General features: G+C 47.0%; 22 protein-coding genes and 9 tRNA genes. 15 read left to right on the top strand and 16 right to left on the bottom strand.

What is annotated here, in order from left to right; genetic code table 11:
* Positions 1-82: 82 nt before the first annotated feature.
* A complete protein-coding gene (locus IPK84_02860; GenBank protein QQS15285.1) occupies positions 83-1138 on the bottom strand; it encodes a hypothetical protein in 1056 nt (351 codons plus the stop codon).
* 2424 nt (positions 1139-3562) lie between these two features.
* Here IPK84_02860 and IPK84_02855 point away from each other — a divergent pair.
* The 6 genes from IPK84_02855 to IPK84_02830 all read left to right on the top strand — a co-directional run bounded on the left by IPK84_02855 (position 3563) and on the right by IPK84_02830 (position 6448).
* Positions 3563-3635: transfer RNA gene (locus IPK84_02855), tRNA-Ala, on the top strand.
* Between the two features lie 53 nt (positions 3636-3688).
* Positions 3689-3760, top strand: a tRNA-Arg gene (locus tag IPK84_02850).
* Between the two features lie 125 nt (positions 3761-3885).
* Positions 3886-4248, top strand: coding sequence for a ribosome-binding factor A (locus IPK84_02845; GenBank protein ID QQS15284.1), 363 nt, complete (start codon positions 3886-3888; stop codon positions 4246-4248).
* On the top strand, positions 4245-5213 hold the full coding sequence (locus IPK84_02840; GenBank protein ID QQS15283.1) for a bifunctional oligoribonuclease/PAP phosphatase NrnA: 969 nt from the start codon (positions 4245-4247) through the stop codon (positions 5211-5213). Before IPK84_02845 ends, IPK84_02840 begins: the two co-directional genes overlap by 4 nt.
* Positions 5214-5334: 121 nt before the next feature.
* Positions 5335-5928 carry a uracil-DNA glycosylase gene (locus IPK84_02835; protein ID QQS16255.1) on the top strand — a complete coding sequence of 198 codons (594 nt, stop codon included), beginning with the start codon at positions 5335-5337 and terminating at the stop codon, positions 5926-5928.
* Between the two features lie 4 nt (positions 5929-5932).
* Positions 5933-6448 carry a kinase gene (locus IPK84_02830; GenBank protein QQS15282.1) on the top strand — a complete coding sequence of 172 codons (516 nt, stop codon included), beginning with the start codon at positions 5933-5935 and terminating at the stop codon, positions 6446-6448.
* An 800-nt stretch (positions 6449-7248) separates the two neighbouring features.
* Here IPK84_02830 and IPK84_02825 read toward each other — a convergent pair.
* The 13 genes from IPK84_02825 to rplS all read right to left on the bottom strand — a co-directional run bounded on the left by IPK84_02825 (position 7249) and on the right by rplS (position 12819).
* Positions 7249-7332: transfer RNA gene (locus IPK84_02825), tRNA-Leu, on the bottom strand.
* A 10-nt stretch (positions 7333-7342) separates the two neighbouring features.
* Positions 7343-7416, bottom strand: a tRNA-Cys gene (locus IPK84_02820).
* Positions 7417-7508: 92 nt separating this feature from the next.
* Entirely contained in the window at positions 7509-8033 is a 525-nt protein-coding gene (locus tag IPK84_02815) for a 3D domain-containing protein (protein QQS15281.1), read from the bottom strand.
* Positions 8034-8313: 280 nt separating this feature from the next.
* Positions 8314-9345, bottom strand: a complete 1032-nt coding sequence (locus tag IPK84_02810; GenBank protein ID QQS15280.1) for a response regulator — start codon at positions 9343-9345, stop codon at positions 8314-8316.
* A gap of 289 nt (positions 9346-9634) precedes the next feature.
* A complete protein-coding gene (locus tag IPK84_02805; GenBank protein QQS15279.1) occupies positions 9635-10057 on the bottom strand; it encodes an NUDIX domain-containing protein in 423 nt (140 codons plus the stop codon).
* 111 nt (positions 10058-10168) lie between these two features.
* Positions 10169-10693 (bottom strand): SET domain-containing protein-lysine N-methyltransferase, encoded by a 525-nt coding sequence (locus IPK84_02800; protein ID QQS15278.1) that lies wholly within the window; start codon positions 10691-10693, stop codon positions 10169-10171.
* A 60-nt stretch (positions 10694-10753) separates the two neighbouring features.
* Positions 10754-10825, bottom strand: a tRNA-Gly gene (locus IPK84_02795).
* A gap of 111 nt (positions 10826-10936) precedes the next feature.
* Positions 10937-11008 (bottom strand) — tRNA-Ile (locus tag IPK84_02790).
* Positions 11009-11064: 56 nt separating this feature from the next.
* Positions 11065-11787, bottom strand: a complete 723-nt coding sequence (locus IPK84_02785) for a hypothetical protein (protein ID QQS15277.1) — start codon at positions 11785-11787, stop codon at positions 11065-11067.
* 37 nt (positions 11788-11824) lie between these two features.
* Positions 11825-11899: transfer RNA gene (locus tag IPK84_02780), tRNA-Phe, on the bottom strand.
* A 160-nt stretch (positions 11900-12059) separates the two neighbouring features.
* Positions 12060-12136: transfer RNA gene (locus tag IPK84_02775), tRNA-Val, on the bottom strand.
* Between the two features lie 66 nt (positions 12137-12202).
* Positions 12203-12287, bottom strand: a tRNA-Leu gene (locus tag IPK84_02770).
* A gap of 67 nt (positions 12288-12354) precedes the next feature.
* Positions 12355-12819, bottom strand: a complete 465-nt coding sequence (rplS, locus tag IPK84_02765) for a 50S ribosomal protein L19 (protein QQS15276.1) — start codon at positions 12817-12819, stop codon at positions 12355-12357.
* A 203-nt stretch (positions 12820-13022) separates the two neighbouring features.
* Between rplS and IPK84_02760 the strand changes: the two genes are divergently transcribed.
* The 6 genes from IPK84_02760 (at position 13023) to IPK84_02735 (ending at position 18157) form a co-directional block, all read left to right on the top strand.
* Positions 13023-13673 carry an MBL fold metallo-hydrolase gene (locus IPK84_02760; protein QQS15275.1) on the top strand — a complete coding sequence of 217 codons (651 nt, stop codon included), beginning with the start codon at positions 13023-13025 and terminating at the stop codon, positions 13671-13673.
* A gap of 83 nt (positions 13674-13756) precedes the next feature.
* Positions 13757-14215, top strand: a complete 459-nt coding sequence (locus IPK84_02755) for a hypothetical protein (protein QQS15274.1) — start codon at positions 13757-13759, stop codon at positions 14213-14215.
* 67 nt (positions 14216-14282) lie between these two features.
* Positions 14283-16748, top strand: a complete 2466-nt coding sequence (gyrA, locus tag IPK84_02750) for a DNA gyrase subunit A (GenBank protein QQS15273.1) — start codon at positions 14283-14285, stop codon at positions 16746-16748.
* A gap of 142 nt (positions 16749-16890) precedes the next feature.
* On the top strand, positions 16891-17076 hold the full coding sequence (locus IPK84_02745; protein QQS15272.1) for a hypothetical protein: 186 nt from the start codon (positions 16891-16893) through the stop codon (positions 17074-17076).
* Positions 17077-17335: 259 nt separating this feature from the next.
* On the top strand, positions 17336-17599 hold the full coding sequence (rpsO, locus tag IPK84_02740; protein QQS15271.1) for a 30S ribosomal protein S15: 264 nt from the start codon (positions 17336-17338) through the stop codon (positions 17597-17599).
* A 60-nt stretch (positions 17600-17659) separates the two neighbouring features.
* On the top strand, positions 17660-18157 hold the full coding sequence (locus IPK84_02735; GenBank protein ID QQS15270.1) for an NYN domain-containing protein: 498 nt from the start codon (positions 17660-17662) through the stop codon (positions 18155-18157).
* A 169-nt stretch (positions 18158-18326) separates the two neighbouring features.
* On the opposite strand, the gene IPK84_02730 is transcribed toward IPK84_02735, so the two are convergent.
* Positions 18327-19688: a S1 RNA-binding domain-containing protein gene (locus tag IPK84_02730; GenBank protein ID QQS16238.1), complete on the bottom strand. Its 1362-nt coding sequence runs from the start codon at positions 19686-19688 to the stop codon at positions 18327-18329.
* Between the two features lie 101 nt (positions 19689-19789).
* A complete protein-coding gene (locus tag IPK84_02725) occupies positions 19790-20797 on the bottom strand; it encodes an RluA family pseudouridine synthase (protein QQS16237.1) in 1008 nt (335 codons plus the stop codon).
* Between the two features lie 126 nt (positions 20798-20923).
* Here IPK84_02725 and ahpC point away from each other — a divergent pair, with 126 nt between their 5' ends.
* From ahpC to IPK84_02710, 3 genes are all read left to right on the top strand, one after another.
* On the top strand, positions 20924-21577 hold the full coding sequence (gene ahpC, locus IPK84_02720; GenBank protein ID QQS16236.1) for a peroxiredoxin: 654 nt from the start codon (positions 20924-20926) through the stop codon (positions 21575-21577).
* An 84-nt stretch (positions 21578-21661) separates the two neighbouring features.
* Positions 21662-22234, top strand: a complete 573-nt coding sequence (locus tag IPK84_02715) for a Fe-Mn family superoxide dismutase (GenBank protein QQS16235.1) — start codon at positions 21662-21664, stop codon at positions 22232-22234.
* Between the two features lie 92 nt (positions 22235-22326).
* Entirely contained in the window at positions 22327-25215 is a 2889-nt protein-coding gene (locus tag IPK84_02710; GenBank protein ID QQS16234.1) for a ribonucleoside-diphosphate reductase subunit alpha, read from the top strand.
* Positions 25216-25294 lie beyond the last annotated feature (79 nt).

Genomic DNA, 25294 nt, shown 5'->3' with positions numbered 1-25294 from the left:
AGATATCTGGAGTTCATCTCAAAAATCATTCATGACTCGAATGTCGATTTTTTCGGCTCCAAAATTATTTTTGAGATGAACTCTAGAGATTTACAGGAATTTCCTCGATGCCGAGGTCTTTCAATGTGGTATCTACATCGCTGACAAAACTTGAAAGAGAGCCAAGCAACCCCTGTATCTTTGAAAGTACGACAACATTTGCTAGCGGATCTGTCTCGAACGAAGTGAGTTCATCTGGAAGTGATGAAGCGTACTGGAAGAGCTGCAGCGCTTTCTTGTGTGATTCAAGCATATTCTCCGGAACTTTCACCTCCTGAAGTTCTTCGAGAGCTTTCTCTCCTTTTGTGCTCAGGTCTTTCAAATATGTTGCATCGCCGCTCTCTATCGATGTCATGGTGCTGGTCATTATTGTGGTCGCGATACTTTCTATGTCTTCCGGCGTTGTAATGATTTCCGGAGAGTTGCTTGCGAGTATGTATGATATTTTGGTGATATATTCGAGTGTATCTTGTTTTATTTTTGCTTTTTGCTCCTCATCGGAAAGATCGTCGTAATTTTGTTTTAGTACTTTGATGGTCGACTCGTCGATTTCCGGAAGCTGTACTGTGTCTGCCCCGTTTTTATCGAGGAGTTCTTGCAGGCTTGCCTGCATATCTTGGACAGAAATAGATGTATCCGAGGTATCATCGGAGGAACTTTTGAGGATGTTGGCGATCTGCTGCGAGACTTGCGTGGTGAGGTTATCTTCATCGGAACCTCCGACACCGGCTTCTGTTTTTGTTGTTGAAGCAGCGAGAGTTTCTTTTATTGAGGGTGCATTTCCAATTGTCGCCGCATCCTTCACGGTAAATATCTTGTCGCCCGGTGATGGCTTGAGCGGATCGTATCCGCTGCGCACTTCCGCTCCATCACTGTAGCCGTCTCCATCAGTATCCGCTTTTTGTGGGTCTGTTTCATAGAGTTGTTCCTCGTCATTTGTGAGCCCGTCTTGGTCGCTATCTTGAAAGATACTGTTTCCGGAAAAATTATCGGAAGCGAAAGAGAAGAAACTGAAACTGGAAAAAACAAGTATGAAAAACACAAAAACAGGCAGGCGAAGCCTTTCCGCTGGTATCAAAAAGGAAAGAAATCTCGACATATGATATCGAAGTAGAATATCACTGTGCAGTATACCACACTTTATTCAAAAAAAACTTTTCCCTGACGTGTCAAATATAGATGAAGAAATTTTTGGAATGATTTAATGGTGAGTGTCGCGGATTGCAGAGATTCGCTGTAATTTGTGGCGGGCGTTTGTCTGAAGGATTTTTTTGTGTCTTTTCTTAGTTTACTATGTGTAATTTTCACTGCCGATGTGTTTTTTTGGTGACTGCTATGGTAGTGAGTGAAAATATTGTTCCTATCGCATTCTCTCAGTGTAATGTCTGGATAAAGGACTTCTTCCGCATTGATAAAGCAGCTACAAGCCTTTGAAGGCAAACCATCTCTCTTCAAAGAGTTGATATTGTTGGATTTAAATTGGACCGGTGATGACAATGATCTCGCGGTTTTTCTGTTCGCATGTTTCACGTATTTCTCTGAGAATCACGCGAATAGTTTCACGTGGAACATTTTATATACTTGCGAGTATAGCGGGAGTATTAAAATCAAAGATTTCTTTATTGGTGTATTCATGTGGCGTAGTCTCTGAATCGCCATACATGGGCACTCTATTGCTCTGCTTTGTTGCCACGAGATTGCTCGATAGATCTTGAAATAAAGCTTTTTGAGCGGGTGTTATTGTTGCGCGTGGAACATTTTTCATTTTGTTTCACATGGAATTATCTGAGATTAACGCTCCTCACGTTAAGATCGCCTTAATAATTGCTTTTTGTAAGTTCCACTGCGTATGTATATTGTATATACAGTGCGCTGAAATTATCTTTCTTGAGCAATGCAGAAAGTATGTAGATCATTGACTGTATTCTTCTGTTCTTTCGCTGTGTTATGAAAGCAATTCCACGCCCTGTATATCTCTGGGTTTTAAGTGGCTGTATTGGTTATATTCCCCGTTGTTTCATGTGGAACAACTATTTCTTTTGTATTGATTTTGGTGAAGTCATTATATTGAGCTGCTTGTTGCTATTGTAACTCCCTTTAGGTGAATTTTTTGTAGGAATTTTTCGATATTTTGTTTGCTGTCTGTTTCGTGATGATCTTCGTTATTGTTTCATGTGGAGCAGTATATTCAGGTATCTGAATTACAAGTTCCTTGTGGAACATATCTGACCACGATTATTAGTATATATCCTTTGGTTTTTTTTTTTTTTTTTTGGATTATTCTCCCGGGGGGTGTTTTTTTGTATAGATACTGTTGTCCGGTAGGCTGTTTTTGTATGCATACAAGTGTAGGTATTTTTGTCTAATTTCCGTTTTCGAGCAACCGGATTGCTCCATGTGGAACAAGCATTTTGTCAGACCTGTTGTTTAACTATACACAGCGTTTCACGTGCAACGTTTTTATTGTCACTGAATCATATTGATAATTAGCAGAACTCTTGTCAGCGAAATTTTTAGTTATTAAGCGGCATTGCATTCGAGTCGCGGCTTGTCTCAGTTGGTATTTGTTTTCTTATCTCGCTTGTCTGATTCACATGGAACATGCTTTTTCATGTCTCTTAGTGGTATCCCGATTTTTGATTTCCACGTGGAACAATAATTGTTCTTGCATAACGAACCAGTCCAAATGTATCTGTATAAGTAATGTTGGTAAGCATGTCGACTGCGGACAGTATTCCATGTGGAACTTATTGAGTAGTTTTATTTTCTCGATGTTTCTCATGGCATATTATTTTTCACGTGGAACAATTTTGTGGTGGTATTATGGAATTCTTGGACGGAAAGATGAATCGGAACTTTAAAGATGTCTATAATAAAAACTTTGTATTTTTTGTTGGATTCTCTGAGATATATTTCTTCACTAGGTGTAATAGGGGGTATTTACTTATTCCTTGTGGAACAATGACAGTATGTAATGTATGCTTGCCAAAATGTTTCACGTGAATCAGTCTACCTATGTCTGTACGAGGTGGCTCATGTTCCTTGTGGAACGTTTTGTATATTCTGTTGGGTGTGTTTATAAAAAGTACGAGTAGATCTTGCTGGTAATTAATGTAGCATTGCTGAGGGCACACCGGTACATGGCGTGGAAAACAAGGAATTTTTTGGAATGGATATTATTCTTTTGATAAAGCTTTGTTGCACATGAAACTTCTTTGTGTGGAGATTCTGAATGTCGAAGAGCTCTAATATGTTCCATGTGGAACTATTGAAACAGATGTTTGCGCGGAGGAGTGTATTAAGACGGATTTCTACCATCCTAAGTAGCTGTTTTTTTCAGAGGGATGGCGCTTAATTCGCTTGTTCTTTTCTGTAATGAATGGGGTGCTTTCGAAATGTTGCGAAAGAGAGTGTTTGATTTGTTTGACTGAGGGCTAAAACATGGTACGATACTCTCATCTTATTGTGTAGAACGCTCTTTGTGGAAAAGATGTGGGTATCTCCACAAAAGTGTTTGCTTGTTGGGCCGTTAGCTCATCTGGTAGAGCGCCTCCATGGCATGGAGGAGGTGAGGAGTTCGAGTCTCCTACGGTCCACTGTGCATGGCGTGAAACAATGTTTCACAGGCTCTTTTTGTATTGAATCTTCGGCCCCTATAGTTCAACGGATAGAACGGTCCCGTCCTAAGGGAGCGATGTATGTTCGATTCATACTGGGGGCACTCACAAGGCATTCTTATCTGCCGACATGCGATTGCATACTGGCTCTGCAACGAATCGGTTTCACCTGCTTGATATATTTTTGATGGATTGATATACTGCAATTCTTTGGTTTTTGGCTCGGTCTATGTCATCTCTCAGAATAGAGAAAGTTAATGAGCTTCTTCGCGAGGAATTGGGGAATATTCTTCCTACGGAAATTTCTCTAAAATCCGGCGTTTTTGTGACAATTGCCAAAGTCAGCGTCGTGCCAAATTTGAAAGAGGCAAGGATTTCTGTGAGTGTATTTCCGGAGAACGAAGCGGAATACGCGTTGAAATCGCTTGAACGGGGACTGTATAAAATTCAGGGAATGCTCAATCAGCGTTTGCATATGCATCCGTTACCTCGGATTTCCTTTGAATTGGACGTAACTGAACGGAACGCGCAAGCGGTTGAGGAGGTGCTATTCGCTCTCAAGAAAGAACAGGGTGAGCCTGATTCGCTATGAACGCCTTTTCTTCGGAATTCCGGACGCTTTCCTACGTCATAAAGAAATCGCCCTCGTTTCTGCTGTTTGCGCATACTCGTCCGGATGCGGATACAGTTGGGGCAACCGTAGCACTTGCAGAATTTCTCCGGTGTCAGGGGAAGGAAGTCTCTATTGCCTGTTTCGATCCTTTTCCGCTGCAACTTGCCGAATTGCTTTCGGAGACGTCGGAGACATTTCTTCATCCGGATCAGCTGGATTTATCGCGCTACGGAGCTATTATTGCGTGTGACTCTGTTGACCGTGGGTTTGACCGCGTGCTTCCTCGGGTGGCACGTCGACAAGTTACGGTGACTCTGGATCACCATCCGGATGTCGCGGTTTCAAGTGATTTGGAGCTGGTTGATGCCAGCTACTCATCTACCTGTGAGTTGATGTACACGTACTTTGAGAAAATCGGTGCGGAATTCAATAAGAAAATAGCGACCGCACTTTTGACGGGCATCATATTCGATACGGGAAATTTTCAGCATATTTGCACAACGCCGCGCGTTATGGATATAGCGGGAATTCTGATGAAGAAGGGAGCGTCGCTTGATCGAATTGTGGATGCGCTCTTTACCAATAAAAGTATTCCGGCGCTTCGATTGTGGGGGAAGGCATTTGAGCGCTCTATTCTCAATGAGAAGAATGGCATGTTGGTGACAGCAGTGACAAAACGCGATGTCGAAGAATGTGAAGCCTCTATCGAAGATATTTACCATGTGACATCTATATTGAGTACGGTTCCGGAAGCAAAATTTGCTATGGTGCTTTCAGAACGAGATGATGAGACGGTTCGCGCAAGCCTGCGTTCTTTGGAGAAGCATAACGTGGACGTTTCGGAAATCGCGCACCGATTTGGCGGCGGCGGACATCGCTTGGCGAGCGGTTTTGAGGTTCCCGGGAAGATTACGCGTCTGGAGGATGGCTGGGCGGTGGTATAATCATGATGAAAAAAATAGAAACAGGAAGACGGAGGATTGAATTTGGAGAACCGGAAAAGCGAAGGGAAAAGGTGTTATGGAATGGGAATTGGCACTTCTTCACAAGTTATCCACAATTGTCATGAAACGTGAGGAGAAAGAAGCGGCGCTCGCAAAGCTGAATAGTGATATGGCGGCAGCGTGTTTATGCGAGCTGCGACACTCGGCGAAGAACGTTGTTCCGGGTATCGGGAGTGCCGACGCTGATATCCTCTTTATTGGGGAGGCACCCGGGAAAAAGGAAGATGAAACCGGTGAGCCGTTTGTGGGCGCTGCCGGGAAATTCCTCAATGAAATGTTGGGGTCTGTCGGGCTTTCGCGCGACGATATCTATATCACCAATGTCGTGAAGTATCGCCCGCCGAATAATCGCGATCCACTTCCCGAAGAAGTTACCGCGTGCTGGCCATGGCTTCGCGCGCAGGTGGAGCTTATTGATCCGAAAATCATCATTCTTCTCGGGCGGCATGCGCTCGAACGGTTTGTGCCGGGGAAGCGCATATCAGTTGAGCATGGCAAAGCGTTTCGCCGAAACGTGCCCAATCTCGGCACGTATGTCTTCTATGCGCTCTATCACCCTGCCGCCGCGCTCTACAATGGCTCCATGCGCGAGACACTCATGAAAGATTTCGCAAAGATACCAAAAATTTTGGAAATGCTCGGGAAAGAAAGTTGATGGTATGAAAAATGCTACAACACTTATCGTTCTTCGCGGACCATCCGGCGCAGGGAAAAGTACGATTGCCAAGACAATACAGGATCGCGAGTTAGCACAAGGAAGAAAGATGGCGTATGTAGAGCAAGACTATTTTCGACGCACTATCCTTAAAGAAAGAGATCTACAGGGCGGATATAATGCGGAACTCATCAAAATAGTAACGATTCTCCTTTTGCAAGAAGGATATAACGTTATCATGGAAGGGATATTTAATCGGGACCGTTATCAGGAAATGTTTCAATCAATTCTTGCCGAACACCCTGTGCAAAATTTCTTCTTTTATTTTGATATTTCGTTTGAAGAAACATTGAAACGCCATAAAACAAAACCAAACTGCCATGAATTTGGCGAGGAGGAAATGAAATCTTGGTACAAAGAAAAGAATTTCCTTGATTGTATCCGAGAAGAGGCTATATCTGAGAGAAGTGAGTTGGAGGAAACGGTGGAATATATTCGAACTTTCACAGCACCCCTTTGAAATAGCCTCCAAGACCATGCTCAACATTATACTACTAGGTAAAATGATACAGAAGGGAAATAGTTTTGCTGGTGAGGTTTGCCTTACCTTAAAGAGTAGATGGATAACTTAAAAAGCCTCGCAATTCGCAAGGCTTGTAACGTACAATGAAGCTATGTAGGATTGATTTTCCCAGGACCTGTCTCAGAGCATTTTTTCTCTTGCTGCTACACTAGTACCCTCTTATACGTTTAATATCACGGAAAGAGATATGAGTGCCACCAAGGGATTGACAAATCTCCGACTTGAACAGCTTAAGCTGATTCATTTCCCGGATGCAATATGCATCATGTATGCAATCCGGATAGCAGTTAGTGAGTGTTATGTTGTAATTTTTGATCGACATCTGACCTCGATGAGGCTCTCCCTCTATACAAGAGAAACCTTGACGTCGAAAGTGTTCGCGAAGATTTGTTCCGTGTCGTTCCAACTCATCCCAGTGTTTACCAAAATGCAACACAAAACACAGCAACGCTTCAGTAAGTTGACTAGAGATATATAGACAAGCTTGATAGCTATAGGTTGTTTCAATTGCTATTTGAGTCTGCCTATGTACTGGTGTCTCCAATGCCAAATTGGGAATTTTCGCACACAAAAGATCTTTCGACCAGTGGACGATTTGAACATTTTTCTTCAGGTTTAAAGTAGACATTTGTTAGTCCTCCAAAACAAATTGTCAAGGTGCATCATTCCGAGGTGAATTCAAGCATTGACTACAAGTCCTGTCAATGCTTGGTACTATTCAGCCCTTTAAATTTCTGTGGGCAAGGAGGGACTCGAACCCTCACATCCTTTCGGATCGCGGATTTTAAGTCCACTGCGTCTACCGATTCCGCCACTCGCCCGGTATCCTTTTGGAGGTCGGAAGGAGAATCGAACTCCTGTACAAGGTTTTGCAGACCTCTCCCTAACCACTCGGGCATCCGACCATGTGTCCAAAGCCTATCAAATACGCGGTGAAGCGTCAACGAGAAAATAACAAAAACACCCCCGAAAAGGAGTGTTTTTGCGTCCGAGATATTTATCGGACCACTTCGGCGGTCAGATTCTTCCGGCCGAAGGCGAATGCCTGTGTTTTGGTTTCCATGTAAATGTCGAAGTGATTGTTTTTGATAGCGCCGCCACGGTCTTCGCAGGTGTACACGCCGTAGCCTTCGATAGCGATTTTGGCACCAAAGGGGTAGGCGGGCGGACAGGCGAGCGTGCGGTGTTCCTGCACTTTCACGCCGGATGCGGTGATGCCGTCGGACTTTCCGCATTCATCGGCCGCAGCCGTATAGGCAGAGGCATTGATGATGAATTTTCCGTCCGGCAAGGCGTCCCACAGGTGTGCCTGTTTGGTTTTCCAGGAAGTGAGCGAATGATCTCGGGGGTCGACTGATTCGATATCCTCTTCAATCGACTGCTCGAGAATGGTGCTCCAGGTAATGGTTTCGGTTTCAGGAGTTGTTTTCGTATTGGTATCGGTATCGATTGCCGCTTGCGCCCCATTCGTTATGCCGAATGAGAGAATCGCAAGGAAGACAAGGGTACCAAAATACCGCATAGAGTTCCTTTACTGGTTAGTCCGGATACCGTGTTTTCGAAGAACTTTTCCCTTAATTTAGCCCTGTATCCGGTGTCTTGTCCGTAACGGACCCGACTGCCTATACTAGCATATTTATAGAATATAGTCAATAGTCGTTGGCATGTTTGACGCTTGATATTTTTCTCTATTTTGAGCAATTTCTTGTATCTTCATACTGTATTTGCCGGTTTCTTTCAACGGAAAATCCCCACTATCGTGGGGATTGAGGAAGGAATATCTCGACGGGAGTGCCTGAATGCTATTCCATGAAGACTTCTCGTACGATGCCGGCGACTTTCTTTGGGGTTGTGAGGGCTTTTACGAGAAAAAACCGTGTATTGAATGTCCCGACCTTTTTGAAGGCTTCTTCGTTGTCGGTGTTGCTGAGGATAATAACGGGAATTTTGGCAATATCTTTGTTAGTGGACAGTGATGTGAGTACATCGAATCCGTCGGAGACGGGCATTTGCAGATCAAGGAGGATGATATCGGGGTGCTCGGCTCGGATAAGTGCGAGTCCGGTATCGCCATTGTCTGCGGAAATCACATCAAAACCCTCTGCAGTGAGGGCAATGGTATACATTTCGCGAACATCCGCCTCATCGTCTATCAGGCAGACTTTTCGCTGTTCTGCGGAGAGTTCAGGTGCCGGGTCGTTCATAAGCATGAGACGTTTACTTTCTTTTATTGTATCACAGCTTCTTTGGGATGAAGGGATGGATGAAGAAGGGGTGCTTTCGTTGTGAATTGCACGTTCTTGGAGAATGCTGGCAACAGTGTTCTTGATGTTTTCATTCCAATCATGCCCGGCGGGCACCTCGAATACGGTAAATCCGTGATTCTTCAATACAGCTACGTCATCTGTGGTGCAAAAGTATTTGTCTTCCGTTCCTCTGATAATGCTGATATTTTCTTTCGGAAACCTCTGGAGTTCGTGGAGCGTGTCTATTTTGAGTAATTGCAAAGCCTTCTTGATATTGCTTGGCCAATAGGCGAGAGGCACGAGTTTTTCTTTGGGTATACCTTCAAAGAGAAGGAATTTTATCCAACGAATGAAGAGCGAGAAAAGCGCGCGCTTCTTTACAAGAGGATTGACGCAGATGAGCGTGCAAGCGGTATTGATTTTCTTGCTCAAGAGGAAATTTACTCCCAAGCTGTGTCCAATAAAGCAATGCGGATTGTCTATTGGAATGGTTTCTTGTCCAAGCCAAATATCAGCGCCATCGCCGATCTCATAATTCTTTACGTATTGACCGGCTCCGGGCGCTAAGAATATATTTTTGTTGTTCATATGCTTTGATGCGCAATTCTGCTGTTGAGAAGCGGAGAGAAATGGTTCCGGTATTCTGTTTGCAGCTTGGGAATATACCAGTCCTTTCCGGTTATTCTCTTGCGACAGTTTTTTGATTGACAGTGGCACTCCCATGCGGATATTTTGTCTTCATTTGCCTCCCAAAGGGAATAATCGGCAGTTATTTCTTCACCTTTCGCTATTGGTCGTTGTGCAGACAGTGTATATGTACAAATCCTTGCATTGATTTGCGTGTAAGAAAAAATGAAGCCCCTAGCAGAGAAGGGGTTTACTCTGGCTTTAATATTGATCTTTTCAGTAGATCTGGGATTATCTTGTTCTTAACAATTGGAGATAGTCGTGTGTTGCTTGCGTCATTTTTTCCAACCCAATGTACAAATTTAATTTCGGAAGAGGGGGTTGGATCGCCTATTAAGTCACCCTGGTAGAGTTGTATGGAGACCTCTTTGGTAGGAACTCCTGCCGCAATATCGATGTACTCACCAATAAACTGCAAGGTATTGAAGTTAATTTCGCAGTCTAACTCCTCTTTGATTTCATTTTTTAAGCACTCCTCGATGGAATCTTCAAAAAACTGTCCACCGGGCATTATATAGTCGTTTGTTACGTTATTCTTGTCTTTTTCGCAAACCAGAAATTTAGTTCTTTCTTTATTGAGGACGAGCAGTCCTATCTTATTGTAAAAAGCCATTATAGTACGTTTAATGTGTTTGTTAGTAATAAACCCATTTCACTGTAATTTAAAATCAGCCCTTTGAGGCTTATTTTAAATTAATTAACCTGAGCTGGCTGGCACACGCGGTTAGAAATGCATTGCAGAAATCCGCTTATTAAGCAGTGGTGAAAAATGTCCACGATATTTTGCCTGAAGTTCTGGTATCTGCCAATCTTTTCCTGTTACCCGCTTACGGCACCCTGTAGCGCCACAGTAACACTCCCATTTTGATACTTTATTTTCATCAGCTTCCCACAGGACATAGTCGGCCGTTACCTCTTCTCCAACTCTGATGTCACGTCTGGCAATAAGCGTATAAGCATCACTCATCCAGACATTCGGATCACAAGAATGATTAAGGAAATATCCCTGGTCATCACCTCGGTCTTCGATACTGTAGAGCTCGTCATCCCACTGCATGACGAGCTTCTCTTTATTTTTTGCTTTTTGTGCTTGTTCACTCTTCACATACTCCCCACCCCATACCAGTACCGATTCATTTTTGTTGATTTTCTCGACTGCAAACATACCTCTGCCGCCAATAGGAGAGTTTTGAATTTCGATTTTCTCAGATATCCAAGTTTGCTTACCTGGCTTTTGAGGTGTACCCATAAGAACAAGTATAATCGAAAAACTTAAAATCACCTCAATTGAGGTGATTTTAATTACCTGAGCGGGTAACGGGAGTCGAACCCGTATCTTAACCTTGGCAAGGTTACATAATAGCCGCTATACGATACCCGCTTGTGTTCTGCTGCTCCGGCGGGCAAACCCGTCTCATGCGCTAACTTCCCGGCGCAGCATGATGTTCTAGGAGGAATACTAGCGAAAAAAGTGCCTCTTTGCAATCCTCTGTGGGACCGGCTGGATTCGAACCAGCGACCAAGAGATTATGAGTCCCCTGCTCTACCGCTGAGCTACGGTCCCTTGGGTGGTGTGGACTTATTAAGTCTACCCTGATGAGATTTGCTTAGTGAATTAGCTTACTGTGAAATTTCAGCGGTATCAAAGTCGATCAAAATCTTCTTCTCCATATTGTAAAACGATCGAGAAAATAAGTGGCTATCTTTTGATGGTTTGGTTTTATCTTGCAACAAATTGTTCTTGTACGTGTAAACTAGGGAACTTATTGGATTGCCAGGGTAGCAAATGAGTCGCCAGCCGTTTTCGGTGGCGAGAATATGTGGGAGGGGTATGTCACCTCTAGTGAGCATACAAGTGACAGCGATTTCTTCTATTAGAAAACCAATGTTTATATCGGACTCCTCTCGCCCTTGATTTCGAAGGTCATTCAGGAGGCATTTTTGGAAATCGTCATTGTTTTTGGCAATATGAAGAAGTAAATTTTTTGCTTCGGTAAAGCCTTCGGCGTTGAGGGTTCCATAATCCCATGGTAGAAAGTGAAATGCTTGTGGTACATATCGTCGTTCTTTGAGAAGGATGTTTTTGAACTCACCTTTATGTCCGAGCATCTGATGTAAAGAACGTCTACGAACAGCGACTGCCTGCTCGTTGCTGTTGAGGTATAGGTCGTTTGTATAAAGAAGGATGCAATCTATAGAGATGTATTTAATTTTGCTTTCGAAGTAGACCAAAAAATCATACAGCCCTTGTCCTGATTGGGCGTTTGCAAGACGGCTCATGGAAAGGGGGAATATGAGATATCCGTCTTTTGGGACACTTGATATATCGAAGTTTCCTCTCATAGTTTTTCAGGGAAGTGTTCCGTATACTTGAGAAAAATGGTGCCGAGGGGGAGAATCGAACTCCCGACACGAAGATTTTCAGTCTTCTGCTCTACCACTGAGCTACCTCGGCATGTTTGATTTAATCTTGGATCAATGATCTGCAAAATTCTCTTGCTCTCCCTTCGCCAGCTGGCGGAGAGCTACCTCGGCATATAAAACTCAAAAACGCACGCTATTGCGTTCATTGGCTCTCACACTGTATCAGAGAAGTGCCTATCAATCAAATAGCTTGGTGGACGATGCTGGACTCGAACCAGCGGCCTCCTCGGTGTAAACGAGGCGCTCTAACCAACTGAGCTAATCGTCCGTTCTGCAACAAAGAATAGCAGAAATAAAGAAAAAGCCAAGGGTTTCTCCCAGGCTTTTTCTCTTCTGGTGGGGATAGAGGGACTCGAACCCTCATGCCACAAGGGCCACGCCCCTCAAACGTGTGTGTATACCAATTCCACCATATCCCCGTTTTCTTTTGATTATCTCGAACGTTTCTTGTTGTTGAGGGAGAGATTCTTGCCGGTCATTGATTTTCTATTCTTTCGCTGCGGGAGCCGATTCTCTGGCAGTTGCCGCGGATTCCTCTTGGGCGGGCTCCGGTTTGGCAGGAGTTTTCTTTGAGGATTGCTCAGGAAGCATATCTTTCGCGGGAATTTCTTTGAGCTTTCGGCTCAAGACCTTTGCGGATTTGTCGCGGACGTAATAGATCTTTGAACGGCCGGCTTTGGTGCGCTTTACGAAGTCGATTTTTTGCACTTGCGGGGAATTGAGCGGGAAAATGATTTCCACGCCGACACCAAAAGAGATTTTGCGGACCGTGATGGTCGGCGAGGCGCTCTGGCCGCCTTTTTTGGCAATAATCATGCCTTCGAAGACCTGGAGACGCTCCTTGCCGCCTTCTTTGATTTTGCGGGTGATGCGGACGACATCGCCGGTTCGAACGGGAGGGAGGTCGGTTCGTCGCTGGGAGAGATTGAATGCGATGAGTTTCTGGTCCATATCGGTAGCGTTATGCCAAGAAAGAAAAACCACCCGAGTAAGGGGCTTCGTATCCGTACTAGCCACTCTAAAAGATATTTCCCATTTCGTCAACAGTGTCGAGGAGATATGGAAAAATCCGTCTCGACAAGGAGAAAATCTCGTGATACTCTGGGAGAGCGCTGAGAAATTTTTCTCTCAGAGGTTTCTTGTGGCAACTTTCTATGAATATTCAGTACTACGGAGATTTTTGCTTTAAAATAACAACAAAGCCCGGTGGTCGCGCAACGGACGATGTGGTAGTGGTGATCGATCCGTGTGAAAAAGACTCGGGTCTTCGTGCGCCGCAGGGTCAAGCGGATGTGACGATCAAGACGCACGTGAGTGAAAAAGATCGCGATATATCGGATGAAGCACTGCTTCTTGACTGTCCGGGCGAGTACGATGTTCGAGGAATATCCGTACTTGGATTTCCTTCGTTTCGCGATGAGGACTCCGGTGCGCTGCGCGGGAAGAATACGATATTTGTCTTGCAGAGCGAGGATGTCACTCTCTGCCATATGGGCGCCTTGGGGCATGAGCTGCCGCTTGGCATTGTGGAAAAGATAGGGCATGTCGACGTCTTGTTTGTCCCGGTGGGGAATAAGGATACGCTGATCGTGAAGCATGTCGATGAATTGGTGCGAAAAATCGAGCCGGCGATCGTGGTGCCGATGCACTACCGTTTCCCGGGGTTTGAGACAGAGAGTGAAGATGAACAGGTGTTTTGCAAGGAGATTGGAAATTGTCCGGAGTCGACGGTTTCCAAACTGACATTCAAGAAAAAAGATCTCGATGGGAAGAATATGGAAGTAGTGCTCTTTGAGCGGGCGTAGCTGGTGTTTGAGGAGATAGTTTTGAGAGCTTTTCTTCGGTGTTTGTTGGGAAGGGGTCGTATTTTCGCAAATATACAAATTGTATGGGATCTCTCGCTTCGGCATTTGAACGTATGCGGCAGAAACCGGAAGCGGTTCGTGTGCGGTATTTGTTTTTTTCGGTTGGCATCTCTTTTGTGTTTGTGGCGGCTCTCTGGGCGTTTTCCTTGAAAGCATCTTTCGGTACGCTGCTCAACAATGATGTTGGCGATGCTGTCGGTACTCTCCGGGAAAGTGCTCAAAATATTCAGGAATCAGCGCCGGTTTCTCTGGAAGACCTCCTTAAGACCGGAAAATCGCTTCAGGAGACTGCGGAACAGCTCCCGAGTGAATCTCTGAAGCCATCAACTCCCGAAACGACGGATTTTTTGCCGGCAAACGGGATTTCATCGGAGGGCGATGCGAGTGATGTCGGTGGCGATTTTTCCGGTGGCAGTAATGCAGCGGCAGTGCCGGAAGCGCCTGCTTCTGTGGCAGACGGCGCTGGTTCGGGAAAAGAATAATGGATTGAATAACAGGTGTATCCGTACGGGTAAAGAGCGCGCGTGCTATACATTCTGATTTCTTTTTATGAAGAAAAATGCTGTTGAAAGCGTGATGACGCCGGAAGATCATATTCACCTGCAGCCGATTACGGACGAAGTGCGGAAATCATACCTTGATTATGCGATGAGCGTGATTGTGTCGCGCGCACTCCCCGATGTGCGCGATGGAATGAAGCCGGTGCATCGCCGCATTCTCTACTCCATGTGGTCTACGGGGCTTAAGTCGAGCGCGAAATTTCGCAAATCGGCGACGGTTGTCGGAGAAGTGCTGGGGAAATACCATCCGCATGGCGATACGGCGGTTTACGACACCATGGTGCGTATGGCGCAGGACTTCTCTCTTCGCTATCCGCTCGTGTGGGGACAGGGGAACTTCGGTTCTATGGACGGAGACTCTCCGGCGGCGTATCGTTATACGGAGGCGAAACTTTCCCCGATAGCCGAAGAAATGCTCTTTGATATCGAAAAAGACACGGTGGACTTCATCCCGAATTTTGACGGTATGCACAAGGAGCCGGTGGTGTTGCCGGCGAAATTGCCGCAGCTGCTTGCAAATGGCACGGTTGGTATTGCCGTCGGCATGGCGACTAATATTCCGCCGCACAATCTTTCCGAGCTGGTCGACGGTATTGCGCACCTCATTGATACTCCTGAAGCGAGCACGGAAGATCTCTTGAAGTTTATCAAGGGGCCGGACTTTCCGACGGGAGGTATTATTTACAATGCGAAAGATATACGCGAGGCCTATGCGACGGGTCGCGGGAAAATTACGACGCGTGCCAAGGCGGAAATTATCGAAACGAAGGCGGGTATGTTCCAGATCGTGGCGACCGAAATCACGTATCTGACCAACAAATCGACCCTGATACAGAAAATCGCCGAATTGGTGAAGGATGGAAAGTTGCAGGGCATCAAGGATCTTCGCGACGAATCCGACAAAGACGGTGTGCGCATCGTGGTTGAACTGAAAAAAGAGGCCTTTCCGCAGAAGGTGCTCAACAAGCTCTACTCGCTCACGGATTTCCAGAAGAATTTCAACATGAACATGTTGGCACTGGTAAACGGTATCGAGCCGCAGGTGCTGAATCTGAAGTCGATTCTCGAGCAGTTCGTTGCGCATCGTGAGATCGTGGTGACGCGGCGGACTCGGTTTGAGCTTGAGAAAGCGAAAGATCGCGCGCATATCCTCGAGGGGCTTAAAACGGCGCTGGATCATATAGACGAGGTGATCGCCATTATCAAGAAGTCTCCGGACAAGGAAACAGCAAAGACGCGCCTCATGAAGAATTTTCGCCTTTCGGATCGGCAAACGGATGCAATCCTCGAAATGCGGCTCCAGACGCTTGCCGGACTCGAACGCAAGAAAATCGAAGACGAGCTTGCCGAGAAGCGAAAGCTTATTGCCGAACTTGAGGATCTCTTGGGGAGTCGGACGAAGCTGATGAAGCTGGTTAAGGGTGAGCTGCTTGACCTTAAGGCGAAGTATGGTGATGGACGCAAGACGAAGGTGGTTCGTTCGGGTATCGGCGAGTTTAAGCAGGAAGATCTCATTCCGAATGAGGAGGCAATCATCACTCTTTCCCAAGATGGCTATGTGAAGCGCATGAATCCGGATGTGTATCGCGTGCAAAAGCGCGGCGGCAAGGGGGTAATCGGTGCAACGACAAATGAGGGCGATGCGATTGCCAAGGTGCTCGGCATTATGACACATGACAACCTCATGTTTTTTACCGATACCGGCAAGGTGTTCCAGACCAAAGCGTATGAAATACCCGAATCGTCGCGCACAGCGAAGGGGCAGGCGATCGTGAATTTCCTTCAAATGTCGCCGGAAGAGCGCATTACCGCGCTTATTGCCTTCAACAAAGATGACAACTACAAGTATCTCTTCATGGCAACCGAACAGGGCACGATCAAGAAAACGAAGCTTGAAGACTATGAGACGGTGCGTCGAAGCGGGCTTATTACTATCAACCTTGAAAAGGGAGATATGCTCGGGTGGGTGGCGCCAACGACCGGTTCTGACCATATCATCTTTACGACGAGCGAAGGGCAGGCGATTCGCTTTAAAGAAAGCGATGTGCGCCCGATGGGGCGAAATGCCGGCGGCGTGCGCGGTATCAAACTCGCCGCGTCCGACAAGGTGGTCGGCATGAATGTGGTGCGTGCGGAGGGAAAGGATCTCGAACTCATCATTCTTTCGGGGAGTGGCTTTGGGAAGCGCACGGATCTCAAGCACTACAAGCTCCAGCATCGCGGCGGAAGCGGTATGAAAACCGCTAAAGTGACGCCGAAAATTGGCAAGCTTGTCGGTGCGGAGGTGGTACATAAGGATGATATTTCCGAATGCGACCTCATGGCGACCTCGAGAAAGGGCACAATCATCCGCATTCCTTTGAAAAGTGTCCCGCTTCTCTCCCGCGTCACCCAAGGTGTCCGCGTTATGCGTCCGCAATCCGGCGATGGAGTAGCATCGTTCACGGTGTTGTAGGTTGACATAAATAATTGAACATTTTATACTTTACGTGTCCAGAACCTTGGGCGATGTTGTTTTTATGTGTTTTGTGCTTGAGGAGTGAAGAGGCAAAGATGAAATGTTGTCCGAATTTTCAACCTAGTGAGGGTATGGTGTCATGAATTTCTACATCAATCCGGAAGCCGAATGCCTTGGTCAAATCAATGCGGTGGCGATGGATGAGAATGGAAAGTTTTTGGGAGCAACGAAGTTACAAAACATTCAAAGAGGAGCAACGAAAGCGGAGATTGATAACATGAAGAAGATGGCGCTAGCTGTAGCAAGGAATTTTGAGTTTATTTGAGCGTTGTTGATATTACAGAGTCATGCTCTGTGAAGGTAAACCAGAGGCGCTTGTAAGTTTGATGGGGGGTCGATCTTCTGGTGTGACGCGCGCAATAGACTTCTTCATATTCAATAAAGAAAGCCAGGCATGGATGCTTGGTTTTTAATTTGCGTAAAAAATGCTTCTGTGATAAGCTTTCATCATAATTTATTAGGGGACGAGCTCGGATTGGTTTGTTTCTTGTAAAAGAACGAGTCCGATGCCGTACGAAAGAGCTATGTTGACGACGAAGCAGAAGGTAAAGGCGACGAAGGATGTGAAGCGGCATGAGAAGGACACAGGGTCGCCGGAGTATCAGATCGCGATGTTTACCGAGCGGATCAAGAAGTTGACCGATCACCTCAAGAAGAATAAGAAAGACTTTCATTCTCGTCGCGGACTGCTCAAAATGGTGTCGAAGCGGAAGCGATTGATGGGATATCTCCAGAAAACCGATGAGAAATCTGCGAAGTCGATTGCCAAGAAGCTCAAACTCGCCTAGGTTTTTCTTCCGCACCCTGAGAACGGGTGCGGGTTTGGTTTTTCTTTAGTGGTGTTTATTATGGCGAAATTTAAAGAACAGCGCGTCGGCATGCTAGTTGACGTGCAAAATATGTATTACAGCGCGCGCATTCTTTTCAGTAAGAAGGTGAGTTTTAGGAATGTGCTGCTTGCGGGGACAGCGGATCGGAAGCTTATTCGGGCGATTGCGTATGGGATTAAGACGGTCGAAGGAATGGAGGACAAGTTCTTCGAAGCGCTGGAAAAGTCCGGTTTTGAGGTAAAAACGAAGGATTTGCAAATCTTTCCCGATGGCTCGAAGAAAGGTGATTGGGATGTAGGTATTGCGATGGATGCAGTAAAAATGGCACGAAACCTCGATGTGATTATTCTGGTTTCGGGCGATGGTGATTATATCCCGCTTGTGGAGTATATTCAGTCAACGACCGGATGTCGCGTTGAGGGTATGGCGTTTAAAGAATCGGCGAGTGCTAAGCTTATCGAGCAGCTTGATGATTTTATCAATCTCTCCGAGAATAAGAAGCTGTTTTTGATTTAGAGTGGAGTTAACGAGGATGGAAATGAAAAACTCCTACTGAGAGATGTTTGTTTTCCTGATTTTTAGAAGTAAAAAACCAAGGATTTTCGAACATTTTCGAATAAGAGAAAAACTCCGCTTTGAGGCGGAGTTTTTCTGCAAAGTCTTTCTCTCTGAGAAGCTGAAAGGGCTATTTCACGGGGAGGAGTCCCATGCGGTGACTCTTCGGTTCCATGGAGAGGATTTTCCATTTGTAGTTCCCTCCGACTTGAAAGACCTCTTCCATTTTTCGGCCCGGGTAGAGATTCTGGAATTCGCTCACGTAGGCGAGTCCATGAATATCCTTGTCGAGGTAGACGAATGCGCCGAAATGGTTAATTTTGTCGACTTTCCCTTCCACGGTGTCTCCGACAGAATATTTCTCAGTGACATTTGCCCAGGGGTCGTCTTTGAGCGCCTTCATAGAGAGGGAAATGCGCGTGTCTTCGATGCCGATCACCTTGACACTGACCTGATCGCCGGTTCGAACTACGGTTCGCGGATCGTCGATGAGTTGCCAGGCGAGCTCGGAAATATGTACCAAACCCTCGACACGCTCTTTTTCATTGTCCGGAATAGGAAATTTGACGAATGCGCCGAAATCAACAACGCCGCTTACTTCGCCGGACACCGTATCGCCGACTTTGAGAGAAGAAATGGCAGCGCGCTCTTTCTCGCTTCGGGCGGCCTTTTCACTTACGATGAGTTTCTCATTGATGCGATCGGCGTCAAGGATACGGACATTGAGCTCTTGTCCGATGAGTCTCTTGAGGAGTTCGAGAATCTTGTTTTTGTCTCCGTCTTCGACGCGCGGGTAGTGCTCGCTTCCCAGCTGGGAAACCGGAAGGAATCCGGGTACGCCATTTACTTCGATCATGAGACCGCCCTTGTTTGCTTCGAGTATCTTGGTGGGGACAACCTCTTTATTTTCGAGCTTCATCTGGATATCTTCCCAAGATTTGTCGTAGGAAGCTTCACGGATAGAGAGTTCGATGGAGCCCTCGTCATTTTCGAGATCGATAAGCGTGGCGCTTACCGTGTCACCTTTCTTCACTTTGACGCCGCCGGCGAGTCCGTCTCGCATTTCTTTGCCGAGCACGGTGCCGGTTCCTAGTGGCCCGAGGTCAACCAAGGCGAAATTGGAGCCCACTTCAATAATGGTTCCTTGGAGAATATCGCCTACTTTTGGTACTTCAAAGGGGTGTTCCGCAATCAATCGGCCCATTTCGGAGTCATCGATTATTTCTTCAGGCTCAGTCTTTGCGGTCTTTTCGCTTGATTTCTTGGCACTCTTGCGAGTTGCCACTGTTTCTTCCGGTGACTTCTCGCTTGTTTTTGTCGATTTCTTCGTGGTTTTTTCGGCAGTAGCCGGTTTCTTTGCCGGAGCTTTCTTTTTCGGGGCGGACTCTTCAGGCTCTTGCTTTATGTTGTCTGCTGTTTCAGGGCTCCCCGCCTTCTTGTGAAGAGCGAGTGTTTCATCGAGGAGAGAGCTGAGTGTTTTCTTTGTAGCCATAGACTTTTCTGGTGTGCGGCGTGCGCAAATCGTCCGCAATAATGATTAAGATGCGCGAGTACATGAAAAAAAGGACATCTGTCCTCTTCTGTCTCCAAATGTTACCGCACTTTCTCTGATTTGTAAAGCTCCTGCCAGTTGGAGAAATCGTCTGGTATGGGCGCTGAGAAAGAGTAGTCTTGTTCAAATAGCCGAAAAGAAAGCTGTGCTGCGTGGAGGAGGTGGCGTTCGGGAAGCGGCGCAATGGTGCGCGATGAACGCGAAGCGTAGAGACAGTCGCCGATTACGGGATGACCGATAGAAGAAAGGTGTACTCGTATTTGGTGCGTGCGGCCGGTTTTTGGCGTTGCTTCGATCAGGGATACGCTGCCGAAAGTCTCGAGGATGCGGTAGCTGGTTTCTGCGGGGCGAGCGACACCTTTGACACGGCGTCCGGGGAGTGCGGCGCTCTGGCGATCGCCACGGGTTGAGCGAGCAATGGGCGTTGTTATGCTTCCTGCTTGCTTGTGCGGGACGCCATATACTATGGCGAGATAGCTTTTGTGTATCGAACGGTTTTGGAAGAGTTTTTTGAGAGCGGCGAATGACTTCTGTGTGCGGGCAATAATGAGGAGGCCGCTCGTATTGCGATCGAGCCGATGAACAATGCCCGGGCGCATTGGTTCTCCGATAGTCGCTATTTCCGGATAGTGAGCGAGGATCCAATTTGCAACGGTGCCGGACTCCGAGGTGCTTGATGGGTGTACTTGTATGCCGGCAGGCTTGTTTATAATTACGAAATCCGATGTTTCCCGGATAATATCAATGGGAACGCTTGGTTCGGGGACCAACGTTTTGTGCTGACGTTCGAATTTATCGGGAAATGACGTGAATTTGTCGGAAAATACGGTGAGACACTCTGTGGCGAGAAGTTTCGTGTGAGGCTTTACGCGCGAAGCATCTGCGAGAACCCCGCCGTTTCGTATGCCGCGCGATATGTGCGCTCGGCTTAGTTTTTTTCCGACAATGTCCTCGAAGTGTTTTGACTGAGCCAAAAATACATCGATACGCTTCCCGAAATCCGCCATGGAAGGGGTTACGGTATACCGATTTTCGTGTGAAACGTCCATGACAATTTGCGCTAAAAAGCGAAGAGTTGACAGTGAAAAAATGGGCACGTAGTATGAATAAACGACAGGCGATTTTTTCGAAATTTTGAGAGGTTTCTCTTTTTTATTCACTTAACCGAAATGTGTATGAGCAAAGAATACGATGATGAGAAAGACGGGTGTTGCGGTGGCGGACTGTGTGGCTGCGAGGAAGACTCGGCGTATGAGTACGGATGTGGCGTTGAGATCGGCGAAAAGGTTCCCGATTTCGACTTAACACTCTACCACAAAGATAAGATTGTGGAAAGTAAGCTCTCGGACTTTCTCGGGAAGTGGGTGGTTTTGTTCTTCTATCCGGCAGATTTCACATTTGTCTGCCCGACCGAGCTGGAGGACTTGGCGGATCACTATGAAGAATTTCAGAAACTTGATACGGAAGTGTTTGGGGTAAGTACGGACACCGTATATACACACAAGGCATGGCATGATCACTCCAAAGCGATCGAGAAGGTGCAATTTCCGATGATTGCCGACCGAACGGCGGAATTAACGATGGAATTCGGCGTTTATATCGAGGAAGAAGGAAATGCTCGTCGCGGGACGTTCATCGTTGATCCGGACGGTGTCTTGCAGTCATATGAGGTAAACTCAAACAATATCGGACGCTCTGCTGAGGAAATCCTGCGAAAGCTTCGCGCGGCACAGTTTGTTCGCGAGCATGGCGGCGAGGTATGTCCTGCCAACTGGAAACCAGGCGCGAAGACGCTGAAGCCAGGACTTGATTTGGTGGGGAAGATATAGACTTGCGATGGTGCGTTTTGTGGTCGAAAATCAACATGCGCGATGAGGCGTGTTTGCAAATAATTCAAAAAAAGAAAAATATCTATGCCATACGCTCCAAAAGATTTCACGCATCTTCTCGGGATGGAAGGGATGAGTGATGCGCTTCTCTCGAATCATTTCACGTTGTACGAAGGGTATGTGAAGAATACGAATGCGGTTGCGGAACTTCTGTCTTCGAAGGAAATGGGGACGCCGGAATATGCGGAGTTGAAGCGGCGCTTTGGTTGGGAGTGGAATGGCATGCGACTCCATGAGCTCTATTTTGGCGGTTTGACCAGGAATAGTACACCACTCGTTCATGATGAGAGTGGTGTTTCCGGCGCATTGGCGCAGTCATTTGGCAGTGTTGAGGCGTGGGAGAAAGATTTCCGTGCTGTCGGGGCGATGCGGGGGATTGGCTGGGTCATTTTGGCAAAGGATGTGGAGAGTGGAAAGCTTTTCAATGTATGGATCAATGAACATGATGCGGGGCATCTTGCGGGGGCAGTGCCTATTTTGGTGATGGATGTGTTTGAGCATGCTTTCATGTTGGACTACGGATTGAAACGTGCGGACTATATTGATACATTTTTTCGCTCGATTGACTGGAGCGTTGTCGAGCGTCGTTTTCAGTAGAGGCAGGAGCTGTCGGGGGTTAACAGAAAACTAATTTTCTCTTGCGAGAAGGGCGCGGATTGGGGCGGCCCGTGTCTTTCTTGCCCTTCAATATGACCGAAACGGCACAAAAAATAAAGAAACGGAACGGAGATATCGTTGATTTCGATGTGAGTAAAATAGAGCGCGCCTTGAAGAGCGCCTTCACAGAAGTAAGGGGCGAAAGTGACGATGCCTTTATACGAACGCTTTCCGAAACGGTCGCTTCGAAACTTCTCCAGGCGTTTCCTCGAGCAGTGCCGTCGGTTGAACATGTGCAGGATTTCGCTGAGAAAGAACTGATGCTGGAAGGGCTTTTCGATGTTGCCAAAGCATATATCATTTACCGATACGAACACGCGAAGATTCGCGAAGAGCGTAAACAGGAAATTGCGCGAAAAATCGAGCAGCATGAGCTCTCTGTCACAAAACGCTCTGGGAAAAAGGAGGTTTTCTCTCTGGATAAGATCCGCCGGACACTCGGGTATCACATGGTTGGCATAGAAAAGGATATCGATGTCGAGGCCATTCTTCGTCAGTGTCGTCTCGAAGTTTACGATGGTATCTCCACGAAAGATGTGGCGCGTGTTCTGACAATGATTGTGCGATCAATGATCGAGCAGGACCCGTCGTATTCGAAGCTTGCGGCGAATTTGCTCTTGGATCGGCTGTATCGAGAAGTTCTGGGTGCTGACGTTACTCGGGAGACTCTTTTGGAGCGTCACAAACAGGCTTTTCAACGGAATATTCTCTGGGGCGTGAAGAAAGGGATGTTTGATCCTCGGATGCTCGGTTTCGACTTGGAGAAGCTTTCCAACCTCTTTGTGCTTGAGAATGACCAGCTCTTCGAATATATGGGGCTCGAGATTCTGTCTTCGCGGTATCTTCTGGAGGATCCGGAGACGAAGTTGCCGCTGGAGACGCCGCAAATGTTCTGGATGCGCATCGCTCTGGGAACGAGCCTGCCCGAGCCGGAGTCAAAGCGGGATGATGTGGCGAAAGATTTCTATTGGGCGCTTTCGGAGTTTCTTTATACGCCGGGCGGGCGAACGCTGTTTCAGGCGGGTATGGTGAAGGCTCAGCTCTCGAACTGCTTTCTGAATGTGGTGCCGGACTCGCTCGATTTGATATTTAAGACCTATTCCGACAACGCGCAGCTTCTCAAGTGGAGTGGCGGCACCGGATCGTCGTGGACGCCGGTTCGCGCAACGGGGTCGTTTATTAAAGGCACGGGCGTTGGGAGCCAGGGTGTCGTGCCGTTCTTGAAAATAGCCAATGATGTCAATGTATCTATAAACCGGAGCGGGAAGCGCCGTGGCGCCGGGTGCGTCTATCTGGAAACCTGGCACTACGATATCGAAGATTTCCTCGAGCTTCGTAAGAATACGGGAGATGAGCGCCGGCGTACGCATGATATCGACACGGCGAATTGGATTCCGGATCTCTTTATGAAGCGGGTGCGTGACAATGGCGAATGGACGCTCTTCTCGCCGGATGAAACGCCGGATTTGCATGAGCTGTACGGCGCTGAGTTCGAGAAGCGCTATCATGAATATGAACGGCGCGCAGAGCAAGGCGGAATGAAACTCTGGAGACGGGTAGTAGCGAAAGATCTTTGGAAGAAAATGCTGACAATGCTCTTTGAAACCGGGCATCCGTGGATCACTTGGAAAGACCCGTCCAATCTCCGGTCGCCGCAGGATCATGTGGGAGTGGTGCATTCTTCGAATCTCTGTACGGAAATTACACTCAATACGTCGCCGGAAGAGACAGCAGTATGCAATTTGGGATCGCTCAATTTCGCAAAGTTTGTAGTAAACGGTGTATTCGATAGAGATCGTATCGAGAAGGTGACTCGTATTGCGGTGCGGATGCTCGATAATGTTATCGATGTAAACTACTATCCGATTCCTGAGGCACGCCGTTCAAATATGCGGCATCGGCCACTCGGGCTCGGTATCCGAGGCTATCACGATGCACTCTATCTTCTCGACATCAACTTTGATTCCAAGGAGGCGGTGGAGTTTGCGGATGAATCTATGGAGATGGTGTCGTACTATGCGATTCTGGCGTCATCGGAATTGGCACGAGAACGGGGGATGTATGCAAGTTTCAAGGGTTCGAAATGGAGTCGGAACATTCTGCCTCAGGATACGATCGATATTCTCGAGGTGGAACGTGGCGAGAAAATTCCGCTGGTGCGAACAGGGAAGCTTGACTGGACGCCTGTGCGGGAGCATATACGAAAATTTGGTATGCGAAATTCGAATGTGCTCGCGATCGCACCGACAGCGAGTACGGCGAATCTTGTCGGGTGTATTCCGTGTATGGAGCCGATTTACAAGAATATTTACGTGAAGTCGAACAAAGAGGGCGATTTTGTGGTAGTCAACAAGCATCTGGTCAATGACCTTAAGAAACTCGGACTCTGGAATCGCGATATGCTCAATCAGCTGAAGTATCATGATGGGAGCATACAAGAGATACCGGGTATCCCGGCGACGCTGAAGGCGAAGTATAAAGAAGTGTTCGAAATTCACTCATCATGGCTCGTGGAGGCGGCGGCTCGGCGCGGGAAGTGGATTGATCAGTCGCAATCTCTCAATATTTTCTTCCGTAATGCATCCGGTCGTGAGCTTTCCGATATCTATTTTCGTGCTTGGGAACTTGGACTCAAAACAACCTATTATCTTCGGACGCTCGGTGCGTCCCAGGTGGAGAAGTCTACGGTATCAACTACGGAATTTGGTTCAACGCACAATCGAGCCAAGAGCAGTGTTTCTCCAACGGCAGCCTCTTTTGCTGTTCCAACCGCACCTCCTCTTTCGTCGGCTCCGGATGTGCCCCCCGCTTCGCTTCCGGTTCGAGAGAGCAGCTCTGCTTCGGAGGGAAGCACATTGTCCGGATCTGCTCCGAAACTGTGTTTGATTGCCGACCCTGATTGCGAAGCATGCCAGGGGTAGGGAAATTTATTGCCTTGTGCGAGATAAAAAGTTTTCCTTCTTGCGTCATTCTCGCGAAGGCGGGAATGACAAGCACCAG

Source organism: Candidatus Moraniibacteriota bacterium, assembly GCA_016699875.1.
Lineage (GTDB): Bacteria > Patescibacteriota > Minisyncoccia > Moranbacterales > UBA1568.
This window is presented reverse-complemented; position numbering and strand designations above follow the sequence as displayed.

Excerpts from the sequence above, each read along its gene's own strand:
- rplS (QQS15276.1), bottom strand. The coding sequence starts at position 12,819 with ATGGACCAGAAACTCATCGCATTCAATCTCTCCCAGCGACGAACCGAC.
- ahpC (QQS16236.1), top strand. The coding sequence starts at position 20,924 with ATGAGCAAAGAATACGATGATGAGAAAGACGGGTGTTGCGGTGGCGGA.
- IPK84_02845 (QQS15284.1), top strand. The coding sequence starts at position 3,886 with ATGTCATCTCTCAGAATAGAGAAAGTTAATGAGCTTCTTCGCGAGGAA.
- IPK84_02800 (QQS15278.1), bottom strand. The coding sequence starts at position 10,693 with ATGGGTACACCTCAAAAGCCAGGTAAGCAAACTTGGATATCTGAGAAA.
- IPK84_02760 (QQS15275.1), top strand. The coding sequence starts at position 13,023 with ATGAATATTCAGTACTACGGAGATTTTTGCTTTAAAATAACAACAAAG.
- IPK84_02725 (QQS16237.1), bottom strand. The coding sequence starts at position 20,797 with ATGGACGTTTCACACGAAAATCGGTATACCGTAACCCCTTCCATGGCG.
- IPK84_02830 (QQS15282.1), top strand. The coding sequence starts at position 5,933 with ATGAAAAATGCTACAACACTTATCGTTCTTCGCGGACCATCCGGCGCA.
- IPK84_02715 (QQS16235.1), top strand. The coding sequence starts at position 21,662 with ATGCCATACGCTCCAAAAGATTTCACGCATCTTCTCGGGATGGAAGGG.
- IPK84_02835 (QQS16255.1), top strand. The coding sequence starts at position 5,335 with ATGAAACGTGAGGAGAAAGAAGCGGCGCTCGCAAAGCTGAATAGTGAT.
- IPK84_02755 (QQS15274.1), top strand. The coding sequence starts at position 13,757 with ATGGGATCTCTCGCTTCGGCATTTGAACGTATGCGGCAGAAACCGGAA.
- IPK84_02815 (QQS15281.1), bottom strand. The coding sequence starts at position 8,033 with ATGCGGTATTTTGGTACCCTTGTCTTCCTTGCGATTCTCTCATTCGGC.
- gyrA (QQS15273.1), top strand. The coding sequence starts at position 14,283 with ATGAAGAAAAATGCTGTTGAAAGCGTGATGACGCCGGAAGATCATATT.
- rpsO (QQS15271.1), top strand. The coding sequence starts at position 17,336 with ATGTTGACGACGAAGCAGAAGGTAAAGGCGACGAAGGATGTGAAGCGG.
- IPK84_02745 (QQS15272.1), top strand. The coding sequence starts at position 16,891 with ATGAATTTCTACATCAATCCGGAAGCCGAATGCCTTGGTCAAATCAAT.
- IPK84_02710 (QQS16234.1), top strand. The coding sequence starts at position 22,327 with ATGACCGAAACGGCACAAAAAATAAAGAAACGGAACGGAGATATCGTT.
- IPK84_02730 (QQS16238.1), bottom strand. The coding sequence starts at position 19,688 with ATGGCTACAAAGAAAACACTCAGCTCTCTCCTCGATGAAACACTCGCT.
- IPK84_02810 (QQS15280.1), bottom strand. The coding sequence starts at position 9,345 with ATGAACAACAAAAATATATTCTTAGCGCCCGGAGCCGGTCAATACGTA.
- IPK84_02860 (QQS15285.1), bottom strand. The coding sequence starts at position 1,138 with ATGTCGAGATTTCTTTCCTTTTTGATACCAGCGGAAAGGCTTCGCCTG.
- IPK84_02785 (QQS15277.1), bottom strand. The coding sequence starts at position 11,787 with ATGAGAGGAAACTTCGATATATCAAGTGTCCCAAAAGACGGATATCTC.
- IPK84_02735 (QQS15270.1), top strand. The coding sequence starts at position 17,660 with ATGGCGAAATTTAAAGAACAGCGCGTCGGCATGCTAGTTGACGTGCAA.
- IPK84_02840 (QQS15283.1), top strand. The coding sequence starts at position 4,245 with ATGAACGCCTTTTCTTCGGAATTCCGGACGCTTTCCTACGTCATAAAG.
- IPK84_02805 (QQS15279.1), bottom strand. The coding sequence starts at position 10,057 with ATGGCTTTTTACAATAAGATAGGACTGCTCGTCCTCAATAAAGAAAGA.